Raw genomic sequence first — 11,559 nt, forward strand, 5'->3', positions numbered from 1 at the left:
AATATTCGTGCCCCAGTCCTGTGGGGTGGGCTCTTTGTGGCGAGGGAGCCTGCTGTGGTGAGCGGGCTTGCCCCGCGCTGGGCTGCGAAGCAGCCCTAACCAAAGCCACCGCTTATCTTCAGACAAACCGAGCCGGCAGGTTTTGGGGCTGCTTCGCAGCCCAGCGCGGGGCAAGCCCGCTCACCACAGGCTGCTCGAAAATGGTGCGCAACGGCATACGTCAAATGACGTACTCCGTTACGTCAGGCTGCGTATACCCGCCGTGGCCACCTGCCGCCATGCTGAACCCCTCATTGCAGAGGAGTCGCCCCATGGAATCACGATTGATCCGCTCCAAACCGTTGTTGGCCTTATCACTGCTGGCGGCGAGTCTGTTCAGCCATGGCGTCATGGCCGATAACGATGGCCTGGCGGTGACGCCTACCGAAGTCACCGTCGGCCAGTTGCACTCGGCCACCGGCACCATGGCGATTTCCGAAACCGGTTCGATCCAGGCCGAACGCCTGGCCATCGAGCAGATCAACGCTTCGGGCGGGATTCTCGGGCGGCAGATCAAGGTGATCCAGGAAGACGGCGCGTCCGACTGGCCGACCTTCGCCGAAAAGGCCAAGAAACTGCTGGTCAACGACAAGGTGGCCGCCGTGTTCGGCTGCTGGACTTCAGCGTCGCGCAAAGCCGTGTTGCCGATCTTCGAGAAAGAAAACGGCCTGCTCTACTACCCGACCTTCTACGAAGGCCTGGAACAGTCGAAAAACGTGATCTACACCGGCCAGGAAGCCACCCAGCAGATCCTCGCCAGCCTCGACTGGATCGCCAAGACCAAGGGCGCCAAAACCTTCTACCTGGTGGGCTCGGACTACATCTGGCCGCGCACCTCGATGAAGATCGCGCGCAAGCACATTGAAAACGTCCTGCACGGTACCGTGGTCGGCGAAGACTACTACCCGCTGGGCAACACCCAGTTCGGTTCGCTGATCAACAAGGTCAAGCTGAAAAAGCCTGACGTGGTGTTCGCCGCCGTGGTGGGCGGCTCCAACGTGGCCTTCTACAAACAACTCAACGCGGCGGGAGTGAACGCGTCCAAGCAAACCCTGTTGACCCTGTCGGTGACCGAAGACGAACTGCTGGGCATCGGCGGCGAAAACATGGCCGGCTTCTATGCCTCGATGAAGTACTTCCAGAGCCTCGACAACCCGAACAACAAAGCCTTCGTGGAAGCGTTCAAGGCCAAGTACGGCAAGGACGCAGTCATCGGCGACGTGACCCAGGCGGCCTACCTCGGCCCATGGTTGTGGAAAGCGGCGGTGGAAAAGGCCGGCAGCTTCGACGTGGATAAAGTCGTCGCCGCGTCCCCAGGCATCGAGCTGAAAAACGCGCCGGAAGGCTACGTGAAGATCCACGAAAACCATCACCTGTGGAGCAAGTCGCGCATCGGCGAAGTGCAGCCAAACGGCCAGTTCAAGGTGATCTACGAGTCGGATCTGATCGAGCCGAATCCGTTCCCGAAAGGCTACCAATAACCTTAAGGGTTAACGCACCCCCTGTAGGAGCTGGCTTGCCGGCGATGCAGGCGACTCGGTCGGTCAGTTAAACCGAGGTGATGCCATCGCTGGCAAGCCGGCTCCTACAGGAATGTTTTTCACCAGGTCTCAGGAGACCATCATCATGGAATGGCTATCGGAATTTGGAGCCATCGCGGCGATGCAGGGGTTCAACGGCTTGTCCGTGTTCTGCGTGCTGTTGCTGATGGCATTGGGACTGGCAATCATCTTCGGCCAGATGGGCGTGATCAACATGGCCCACGGCGAGTTCCTGACCATTGGCGCCTATACCACGTACGTCTGTTCCAGCCTCACCGCGCACTTTGCGCCGAGCTTCCAGCCGTATTACTTTTTCTTTGCCATTGCCCTGTCATTCCTCGTCGCCGGCGCCGTGGGCTGGCTGGTGGAATGGGCGATGATCAGCCGTTTGTACAAACGGCCGCTGGACACCTTGCTCGCCACCTGGGGCTTGTCCCTGGTGATGCAGCAAACCTTCCGCTCGGTATTCGGCGCGCGTGAAGTGAGCGCCGAACCGCCGGCCTGGCTGATGGGGTCGGTGAACCTCACCGACGCCATCGAAATCCCGCGCAACGGCCTGTTCATGATGGGCCTGACCCTGCTGCTGACCGGGGCGATCTTCGTCATGCTCTACCGCTCGCGCTGGGGCCTGCAAGTGCGCGCCACCGTGCAGAACCGCCTGATGAGCCGCGCGGTGGGCATCAATACGCGCAAGGTCGACCGCATGACCTTCGCCCTCGGTTGCGGCGTGGCGGGCGTGGCCGGTGCGGCGTTCACCACCATCGGCTCCACCGGGCCGACCGCCGGTTCGCAGTACATCGTCGACACCTTCCTGGTGGTGGTGTTTGGCGGCGCGCAAAGCCTGTTCGGCACCATCGCCTCGGCGTTCGTGATTGCCCAGACCCAATCGCTGTCGGAGTTTTTCCTAAGTGGCTCGATGGCCAAGGTGCTGACGCTGTCGTCGGTGATTCTGATCCTGATGCTGCGCCCGCAAGGGTTGTTCTCCATCAAAGTGCGCAAGTAGAGGCGAACCGATGAAGGCTTTAGACAAGCTGCTGGGCGGCCAGCAAAACCTGATCGGCATCGTGCTGCTGGCGGTGTTGATCCTCGTGGTGTTCCCGCTGACCCTGGACGCGTTCCGGCTGAACATGGTCGGCAAGTACCTGACCTACGCGTTCGTCGCGGTGGGCCTGGTGCTGTGCTGGGGTTATGGCGGGATTCTCAGCCTCGGGCAGGGCGTGTTTTTCGGCGTCGGCGGCTATTGCATGGCGATGTTCCTGAAACTTGAGGCCTCGGACCCTGAGAGCACCAAGATCCAGTCCACCCCGGGCATACCGGACTTCATGGACTGGAACCAGATCACCCAGCTGCCGTTGCTCTGGCAACCGTTCCACAGTTTCTCGTTCACCCTGTTTGCGGTGATCGCCGTGCCGGTGCTGCTGGCATTCATCATCGGTATGGCGCTGTTCAAGCGGCGGGTGGGCGATGTGTATTTCTCCATCGTCACCCAGGCGATTGCACTGATCCTCACGGTGCTGATCGTCGGCCAGCAAGGCCTCACCGGTGGCGTCAACGGCATCACCGACCTCAAGACCCTGCTGGGCTGGGACCTGCGCGGTGACGGCGCGAAGATGATCCTGTACTTCATCAACGCCGGCCTGCTGTTTGGCTGCATTTTCATCGGCCGCTTTATCCTCGCCTCGAAGCTTGGCCGGCTGTTGATGGCCATGCGCGACAAGGAAGAGCGGGTGCGTTTTTCCGGGTATGACGTGGCCAGTTTCAAGATCTTCGTGTTCTGCGTGGCGGCGGCGTTCTCGGCGATTGGCGGCGCGATGTTTGCCTTGCAGGTGGGCTTTATGTCGCCGTCGTTCGTGGGCATCGTGCCGTCGATCGAAATGGTGATTTTTGCCGCGGTCGGCGGGCGCATGTCGCTGCTGGGGGCAGTGTACGGCGCGTTGCTGGTGAACTACGGCAAGACCTACTTTTCCGAATCCTTCCCCGAGCTGTGGCTGTACCTGATGGGCGGGCTGTTTATCGCCGTGGTCATGTACTTCCCCAACGGCCTGGCCGGGCTGTGGGACAGCCATGGTCGCCAGGCGCTGGCCAGACTGCTGCGCCGCACACCGGTGGTAAACGTCGAACCGGCGAAGATCAAGCCCAAGGCTGAAGCCAAGATCCTGGAGACACAGCCATGACCGCCGTCGGTTTTGAAATGAAAAAACCGGTGTTGGCCATCGAAGGCCTCACCGTGTCATTCGACGGCTTCAAGGCCGTCGACAACCTCAACCTGTATATCGACCGCAATGAAGTGCGGGTGGTGATCGGCCCCAACGGCGCCGGCAAAACCACGGTACTGGACCTGATCTGCGGCAAGACCCGCGCCACCAGCGGCAGCATCCAGTTCGACGGCCAGGAACTGACCAAAATGCGCGAATACAACATCGTGCGGGCCGGCGTGGGGCGCAAGTTCCAGAACCCGTCGATCTACGAAAACCTGACGGTGTTTGAAAACCTTGAAATGTCGTATCCGGCCGGGCGCAAGGTGTGGGGCGCGCTGTTTTTCAAGCGCAACTCCCAAGTGATCGCGCGAGTCGAGGAAGTGGCCCGGGAAATCTTCCTCGGCGACTTGTTGCAACAGCAGGCCGACCTGCTGTCCCACGGGCAAAAGCAGTGGCTGGAGATTGGCATGCTGCTGATGCAAGACCCGGAGTTGTTGATGCTCGACGAGCCGGTGGCCGGCATGAGCGTTAACGAGCGCGCGCAAACCGCCGAGTTGCTCAAGCGCATCAGCCAGGGCCGCTCGGTGCTGGTGATCGAGCACGACATGGAGTTCGTCAAAAGCATTGCCCACAAGGTCACGGTGCTGCACCAGGGCAAAGTGCTGGCCGAGGGCAGTATGGAGTCGGTGCAGAGCAATCCGAAAGTCATTGAAGTGTATTTGGGCCACTGAGGAGTCGGGCATGTTCAAGATCGACAAACTGTCGTGCGGGTACGGGCAGAGCCAGATTCTTCACGACCTGGAGCTGAACGTGGCCAAGCGTGAGATCGTCGCGGTGATGGGGCGTAACGGGATGGGCAAGACCACGTTGTTCAAGAGCCTGATGGGTATTTTGCCGCAGTGGCAGGGGCAGGTGAGTGTGGATGGGCATGATGTGTCGAAGCTTGAAACCCATGAGCGGGTGGAGCGGGGGATTGCCTATGTGCCTCAGGGGCGGATGATTTTTCCCAGCATGAGTGTGTTGGAGAATATTCAGACCGGGTTGCCGGCTTCGGCTCGGGGCAGGGTGCCTGAGGATTTGTATGCGTTGTTTCCGGTGCTGTATGACATGCGTTCGCGCAAGGGTGGGAATTTGTCTGGGGGGCAGCAACAGCAGTTGGCGATTGCTCGGGCGTTGGCGACCAATCCGAAGGTGTTGTTGCTGGATGAGCCGACTGAGGGGATTCAGCCTTCGATCATCAAGGACATTGCTCGTACGCTTAAGGAGATTCGCAATTTGCGGGATTTGACGATTGTTGTTTCTGAGCAGGTGTTGTCGTTTACTTTGGAAATTGCTGATCGGTTTTTGGTGATTGAGAAGGGGAGGTTTGTGATCGAGGAAACTCGGGATCGGGTGGATGAGGCGACTATCAGTCGGTATTTGTCGGTGTGACTTGGCGGGGTGCATATCCGTTTCTTCGGTAACGGCTGCCTATGGTTTCGCTCTTACAGCGAGTCACTTTGCAAAAGCGGCAAAGTAACCAAAACGCTCTGCCCCGCCTGTCGGCGCCTCGCTGTGGCTCGGCGTTCCCTCACTCCGGCATTGCTCCGCGGGCCGCCGCGACGGGGCGTCCCTGCCCCGTCGCGGCTAAACCGGCGTCCTGCCGGTTTACCCGCTCCTCAATCCCTGCGTTCGGCCTCGGGCTTATTGGGGCAGTCAGATCAAAATCAAAAGCAAGAGCACAGCGGCCTACAGGCCGGCTTGAGTGGTAGAAGCCAGAGCAAAAGCCAAAGCGAAAGCAGAGCTGCTTTTCTGTAGGAGCCGGCTTGCCGGCGATGCAGACACCTCGGTTTTTCAGGTACACCGAGGCGATGCCATCGCAGGCAAGCCAGCTCCCACATTTGACCGTGCCCGCTGGAGATTTTGATCTTGATGTTGCCTTTGCTTCACACCACTCAAGCCGGCCTGTAGGCCGCTGTGCTGTTGATCTGCTTTTGATCTTGATCTTAGGCGCCCCGTTAAACCACGCTGGCCGAACGCAGGTAGTACGGAGCGGGTAAACCGGCAGGACGCCGGTTTAGCCGCGACGGGGCAGGGACGCCCCGTCGCGGCGGCCCGCGTAGTAATGCCGGAGTGAGCAACCGTGTCGAAATTCAAGCCATTTCAGCGAAATGCTTTTGATCGCGCACCATCGCATTCAGGATCGTCAGCAACTTTCTCATGCATGCCACCAACGCTACTTTCTTCGTCTTCCCTGCAGCAAGCAGATGGTTGTAAAACCTCTCGATCACCGGGTTATGGCTCTTCGAGGACAAGACAGCCATGTAAAGGACACTTCGCACCTCAGCTCGACCACCCCATATCCGTCTACGTCCTTTGTAGAGGCCGCTATCGCAGTTAAAAGGGGCCACACCAACCAATGCAGCCACTTGTTTGCGATTAACCTTGCCCAGCTCCGGAACCATTGCCAGCAGCGAAAGTGCGAGCACATTGCCAACGCCCGATACCTCGCGCAGCAAATCATAATTGGCCTTCCAAGCCGGCGAAGCTTTGATCGCTTCGTGCAAGTCATCGTCTGTGCTTTTAAGGCGCTTTTGAAGCCAGACGATATGTGCCTTGATGTCCCGTCGAAGTGCCTTGAATACCGCCTGTTTCAGTCGAGACTCTTCCGCCACGATCATATCGATGAGCTGACGGCGTCGAGTCAGTAGATCCGCCAGTTCACGGGCGTGTTCATCTGGGATCTCCCGAATCTCGGGTTTGACCGCCTGGGCAAACTCAGCAATCACCTGGGCATCCAGAGCGTCGGTTTTCGCCAGCCTACCGGTCGCCTTGGCGAAATCACGAACCTGACGGGGATTGACAACAACAACGGGTAATCCAGCAGCACAAAGCTCGGCAGCGGCAAGCCGCTCATATCCACCAGTTGCTTCCAGCACCACCAAAACCGGCTCCTGAGCCTTGAGATGTTTAGCTAAACGCTGGATATCTTCTTGAGTATTGAAAAACTGTTCGACTTGGCCAGTAGTGCTGACGAATGAGTCGAGCTTGTTTTTGGAAACATCAATTCCGACGAACGCAGAGTCATGGTCCATAGCGTTTTCCTCACGTCCAACCTTGCAGAATCGGGCTTTGCGCCCAGGCAACCGTTCGGACTAGTTTAGGAAGAAACCTGCTCCGACCCATGCTCACTCACGATCTCGAAATCAGAGGGCACTACGGTCTGAAGCAGGTGAAAACAATCTTACAAGGGCACACCGAGCCTAGGCGAGGTGCCGAGTGGTGGGGCAAGAGCCTTTTGGTTACTTTTGGGCTTTTCAAAAGTGACCCGCTGTAAGAGCGGAACCGATATCAGCCATCACCCAAATAACGGATACACACACAGCCCGTCACAGCACCAGCCGAACCTCGGCACACAACCCACCGCCATCCCGATTGCTCAGGGTCAACTCCCCGCCAATCGCCACAGCCAGTTGCTGGGCGATCGCCAGCCCCAGCCCTGTGCCCCCCGTGCCGCGATTGCGCGAGCTCTCCACCCGGTAAAACGGCTGCATCACCTGCACCAGTTCATCCTCGGCAATCCCCGGGCCCCGATCCAGTACTTTGATCGACAGCTCCCCGGACGATGTCGAACCCACCTCCATCTGCGCCGCCCCGGCAAATTTCAGTGCGTTGTCCACCAGGTTCACCAGCACCCGGCGCAACGCATGGGGCCGGGTATCCAGCACCACTGCGCTTTTGCCGCTCAGGCTGACTTGCTTGTTCATGTCCTGGTAATCAAACACCAGGCTGTCGAGAAACGCGTCGAGGTTGATCCGGTGACTGGCTTCGGTCGCGCCATGCACGCTGCGGGCATAGGCCACGCCTTCGCGCACCAGGTGCTCCATTTCCCCCAGGTCGCTCCAGAGCTTTTCCCGGTCTACCGAGTCTTCCATGAACTCGGCGCGCAATTTCATGCGGGTGATCGGCGTCTGCAAGTCGTGGGAGATCGCCGCCAGAATCTGCATGCGCTCCTTGAGGTACTCGGCAATTCGCTTTTGCATTTCGTTGAACGCCGCCGCCGCATGCGCCACCTCGGTGGGGCCGGTTTCGTCCAGTGGCGTAGGGTGTGCATTCGGGTCAAGGGTTTCCACCGCCCGTGCCAGGCGTGTCAGCGGGCGGATGGCGATACGCACGGCGACCCAGGTGCAGACCAGCAGCACCAGCAACTGCAGCACCAGCACCACCGGCAACCAGAACGCAAACGGGATCGGCTTGGGGTAGACGTCAATGGTGACCGGGCTGCCATCGGCCAGGGTCAGGTGCGCCTGGAAGTGTTTTTGCAGGCCTGGGATGTCGCGAAAGGTCAGCGGGTAATGCTCGCCCAAGGCATCGGAAATCGAGGTCGCGGCCATGGGCACGTCGTCGCTGGCCATCGGCTCGCCGGGTTCGCCGGCATTCAGCAGGTAGCGGTAGGCGTTGCGGTCGAGGCGCGGCAGCCAACTGGCGCGCTCGGCGGCGGGCAGGCGGTCGAGGATCGCGATGGACGTGGATACGTCGTTCTCCAGGTTGCCCAGCATCACGCTGCGGGCGCTCATGTAGCGCTCATAGAACTGCGCGCTGAACGACAGGGCGTTGGCGCACAGCAGGCTGACGATGAAAATCACCGACAGTTGCGCCGCCAGGGTGCGCGGCCAGCGAAACGAAAGGGTCATGCCGAGTCCCCGAGGATTTCCACCGCCAGGGAGAACACATAGCCTTCGCTGCGCACGGTCTTGATGTAGGCCGGCTCGCGGGCGTCATCCAGCAGGCGCTGGCGCAAACGGCTGACCAGCAGGTCGATGGAACGGTCGAACAGGTCCGCGTCCCGGCCCTGGGTCAGGTTCAGCAACTGGTCACGGTTGAGCACCCGCTGCGGGTGGTCGAGAAACACCCGCAGCAGGCGGTATTCGGCGCCGCTCAAGGCCACCAGGGTGTCGTCTTCGTCCAGCAGATGGCGGGCGGTGGTGTCCAGGCGCCAGCGGCCAAAGCGGATCAGCCGGCCGCTTTCCGTCACCACCAGGTTCGGCGGCAGCATCCGGGTGCGCCGCAGCACGGCGTTGATGCGGGCCAGCAGTTCACGGGCGGCGAAGGGCTTGACCAGGTAGTCGTCGGCGCCCATTTCGAGGCCGATGATGCGGTCGGTTTCGTCGTTGCGCGCGGTGAGCATCAGGATCGGCGTGGCCTTGTGCTTGCCCACCCGCAGTTCGCGGCACAGCTGCAAGCCGTCGTCGCCGGGCATCATGATGTCCAGCACGATCAGGTCCACGGGCGTGGCGTCCAGGAAGCTGCGCATCTGCCGGCCGTCAGCCACCACGGTGGTGCGCAGGCCGTTCTTTTTCAGGTAGTTGCCCACCAGTTCGCGGATCTCCCGATCGTCATCGACAATCAGAATGTGATCGACGTGATCCATGCTGCCTTCCTCGTTGAATAGTCATTGATGCGCAGTCTAGCCACTGCCGGCGGGCTTGCCTTGTGCCCTTTGTATTGCAGTGTATCTGGCGGTGACGAGATACACGTCGACGCAAAAATCCGGGCTTGGCCGACACAATCCGGATACCTCGCAAGGTTCAAATGAGCCCATCGAGGTAATCCGCCTCGGCCCACTTGAACCCCCGGGGAACCGCCCATGAATCTCAAAGCTACCTATGCCGCCTGCCTGTTTGCCGCACTCACTGGCCTGAGCGTTGCCGCCCATGCCGAAACCACCGCCAGCCAGCCGGACATCCACCAGGTGGTGTCGATCTCCGAAGAGGCCGGCGGCGCCCTGTGCGGCATCGTCAACTCGCACCTGATTTACCTCGACTCCGAGGGCCAGCGCCACGTACTCGACTACCGAAAATTTGCCAGCAACTGCCTTGAAGGCAGCTGAGGAGACCGGCCATGAACCCACTCAACAGCTTTCTCAGCGCCCTGGCGTTTTCCATGGCGGGTGTGGCGGCGGATGTGAATGCCGCCACCGCCCAAAAACTCACCGGCAGTGAAACCTGCTTCCAGAATACGCCGCTGGCGCAAAACGGCGCGGGTCGCAAACGCGACGAAACACCCCCGGCCACGAGGTGACACCCATGAACTTCATCCGATACCTGCGCCGCTCAAAAGGCCTGCTCCTGGTGGCACTGGTGGTTACCCTGGTCGGCGTGCCCAAGGCGGTCAACTACCTGATCAACAACGTCGACGCCGAAAGCTTCAGCCAATCCGAAGAGCGCATGCCGTCCCTGGACGGCGCCGTGGCGTGGCTCAACTCGCCACCGCTGACGGCCGAGGGCTTGAAGGGCAAGGTGGTGCTGGTGGATTTCTGGACCTACGACTGTGTCAACTGCCAGCGCAGCCTGCCGTACGTCAATCAGTGGGCGAATAAGTACGCCAAGGACGGGCTGGTGGTGATCGGTGTGCACACCCCGGAAAACGCCTACGAGAAAGTCCTGGATAACGTGCGTAACCAGGTCAGGAAACTGGGCATCCAGTACCCGGTGGCCATCGACAACGATTACCGGATCTGGCGCGCCTTCGATAACCAGTACTGGCCGGCCCATTACTTCTTCGACGCTACCGGCAAAGTGCGCTACAGCCATTTCGGCGAGGGCCGCTACGACAACCAGGAGAAAGTCATCCAGGCGTTGCTGGAAGAAGCCAGGGCGGCGAACGCACCCACCTAAGCTAATGCCAAAAAGGTATTTATTGTCGGGTTTTTAGATCGTTTAGCTTCGCCACTCCACCACTATGTTCATGGAGTGAGCTACCGATGTCGCACCCGCTGGCAATCCATACCTTGCCCTTGCTGGACCTGGCGCTGCTCGATGGCACGCCGGCCCAGCGCGGGCAGTTTCTCGATGACCTGCGCCACGCGGCGCGGCATATCGGTTTTTTCTACCTCACCGGCCACGGCATCGACGCCGATTTGCTCACTCGGGTGCAGCAGCAGGCCCGGCAGTTCTTCGCCTTGCCGGAGGCTGACAAACTCGCCGTCGGCATGATCAATTCCCCGCACTTTCGCGGCTATAACCGCGCCGCCTCGGAGATCACCCGTGGGCAGCCGGACCTGCGTGAGCAGTTCGACCTCGGCGCCGAGCGCGAGCCGTTGCAACAAGGCCCGAACTCACCGGCCTGGTCGCGCCTGCAAGGCCCCAACCAATGGCCCGCTGCTTTGCCCGAACTCAAGCCCTTGTTGCTGGCCTGGCAGCAGGCGATGACGCAGATGTCGTTGCGCCTGCTACGGGCCTTTGCCCAGGCCTTGTCCCTGCCGGAAAACGCCTTCGACCCGCTGTACGGCGACAAGCCCAACGAGCACATCAAGCTGATCCGCTACCCCGGCCGGCATGCCCGGCAAAGTCGCCAGGGCGTGGGTGCCCACAAGGATTCGGGGTTTCTCAGCTTCCTGCTGCAAGACCAGCAAGCCGGCCTGCAAGTGGAAGTGGAGGAGGGCCGCTGGATCGACGCCTTGCCGCGCCCCGACACCCTGGTGGTGAACATCGGCGAATTGCTGGAACTGGCCACCAACGGCTACCTGCGTGCCACGGTGCACCGGGTCGAATCGCCGCCGTTGGGCCGCGAGCGCCTGTCCCTGGCGTTTTTCCTCGGTGCGCAACTGGACGCGGTGGTGCCGGTGTATCAGCTGCCGCCCGAGTTGCTGCGCGATGCCCACGGCCCCACCAGTGACCCGCGTAACCCGCTGCTGCGGGACGTCGGCTGGAACTACCTCAAGGGCCGCCTGCGTTCCCACCCGGATGTCGCCCAGCGTTTTTACGCCGACGCCACGATTCCCCAAGCCCTGTCCGCCTGAT

At 60.6% G+C, this 11,559-nt stretch carries 11 protein-coding genes and 1 pseudogene; 9 read left to right on the top strand and 3 right to left on the bottom strand.

The genetic code is table 11. The features are described 5' to 3' along the window. The first annotated feature begins 311 nt into the window (after window positions 1–311). From urtA to urtE, 5 genes are all read left to right on the top strand, one after another. A complete protein-coding gene (gene urtA / locus HKK54_RS21660) occupies window positions 312–1,520 on the top strand; it encodes an urea ABC transporter substrate-binding protein (protein ID WP_010175253.1) in 1,209 nt (402 codons plus the stop codon). 145 nt (window positions 1,521–1,665) lie between these two features. After that, window positions 1,666–2,583 carry an urea ABC transporter permease subunit UrtB gene (gene urtB, locus HKK54_RS21665; RefSeq protein WP_169387756.1) on the top strand — a complete coding sequence of 306 codons (918 nt, stop codon included), beginning with the start codon at window positions 1,666–1,668 and terminating at the stop codon, window positions 2,581–2,583. Between the two features lie 10 nt (window positions 2,584–2,593). Continuing rightward, on the top strand, window positions 2,594–3,754 hold the full coding sequence (gene urtC, locus HKK54_RS21670; RefSeq protein ID WP_169387757.1) for an urea ABC transporter permease subunit UrtC: 1,161 nt from the start codon (window positions 2,594–2,596) through the stop codon (window positions 3,752–3,754). Continuing rightward, complete coding sequence (urtD, locus tag HKK54_RS21675) at window positions 3,751–4,509, top strand: urea ABC transporter ATP-binding protein UrtD (protein ID WP_169387758.1); 759 nt, start codon at window positions 3,751–3,753, stop codon at window positions 4,507–4,509. Before urtC ends, urtD begins: the two co-directional genes overlap by 4 nt. Window positions 4,510–4,519: 10 nt before the next feature. Beyond that, complete coding sequence (gene urtE, locus HKK54_RS21680) at window positions 4,520–5,209, top strand: urea ABC transporter ATP-binding subunit UrtE (protein WP_010175249.1); 690 nt, start codon at window positions 4,520–4,522, stop codon at window positions 5,207–5,209. A 701-nt stretch (window positions 5,210–5,910) separates the two neighbouring features. Here the strand turns inward: urtE and HKK54_RS21685 are convergent. The 3 genes from HKK54_RS21685 to HKK54_RS21695 all read right to left on the bottom strand — a co-directional run bounded on the left by HKK54_RS21685 (window position 5,911) and on the right by HKK54_RS21695 (window position 9,188). Next, a complete protein-coding gene (locus HKK54_RS21685) occupies window positions 5,911–6,852 on the bottom strand; it encodes an IS110 family transposase (protein WP_169387759.1) in 942 nt (313 codons plus the stop codon). 294 nt (window positions 6,853–7,146) lie between these two features. Beyond that, the gene (locus HKK54_RS21690; protein WP_169387760.1) at window positions 7,147–8,451 is read right to left on the bottom strand and encodes an ATP-binding protein; all 1,305 of its coding nucleotides are present in this window, start codon (window positions 8,449–8,451) and stop codon (window positions 7,147–7,149) included. Continuing rightward, a complete protein-coding gene (locus HKK54_RS21695) occupies window positions 8,448–9,188 on the bottom strand; it encodes a response regulator (protein ID WP_169387761.1) in 741 nt (246 codons plus the stop codon). Before HKK54_RS21695 ends, HKK54_RS21690 begins: the two co-directional genes overlap by 4 nt. 216 nt (window positions 9,189–9,404) lie before the next feature. Between HKK54_RS21695 and HKK54_RS21700 the strand changes: the two genes are divergently transcribed. The 4 genes and pseudogenes from HKK54_RS21700 to HKK54_RS21715 all read left to right on the top strand — a co-directional run bounded on the left by HKK54_RS21700 (window position 9,405) and on the right by HKK54_RS21715 (window position 11,558). Beyond that, complete coding sequence (locus HKK54_RS21700; protein ID WP_169387762.1) at window positions 9,405–9,647, top strand: DUF2790 domain-containing protein; 243 nt, start codon at window positions 9,405–9,407, stop codon at window positions 9,645–9,647. An 11-nt stretch (window positions 9,648–9,658) separates the two neighbouring features. Next, the gene (locus HKK54_RS21705) at window positions 9,659–9,838 is read left to right on the top strand and encodes a hypothetical protein (protein ID WP_169387763.1); all 180 of its coding nucleotides are present in this window, start codon (window positions 9,659–9,661) and stop codon (window positions 9,836–9,838) included. A gap of 68 nt (window positions 9,839–9,906) precedes the next feature. Next, a pseudogene (locus tag HKK54_RS21710) lies at window positions 9,907–10,434 on the top strand (thioredoxin family protein); the annotation flags it as partial. A gap of 86 nt (window positions 10,435–10,520) precedes the next feature. Then, a complete protein-coding gene (locus HKK54_RS21715; RefSeq protein ID WP_169387765.1) occupies window positions 10,521–11,558 on the top strand; it encodes an isopenicillin N synthase family dioxygenase in 1,038 nt (345 codons plus the stop codon). Window position 11,559 lies beyond the last annotated feature (1 nt).

Origin of the sequence: Pseudomonas sp. ADAK13, from assembly GCF_012935715.1 — a bacterium.
Classification (GTDB): domain Bacteria; phylum Pseudomonadota; class Gammaproteobacteria; order Pseudomonadales; family Pseudomonadaceae; genus Aquipseudomonas.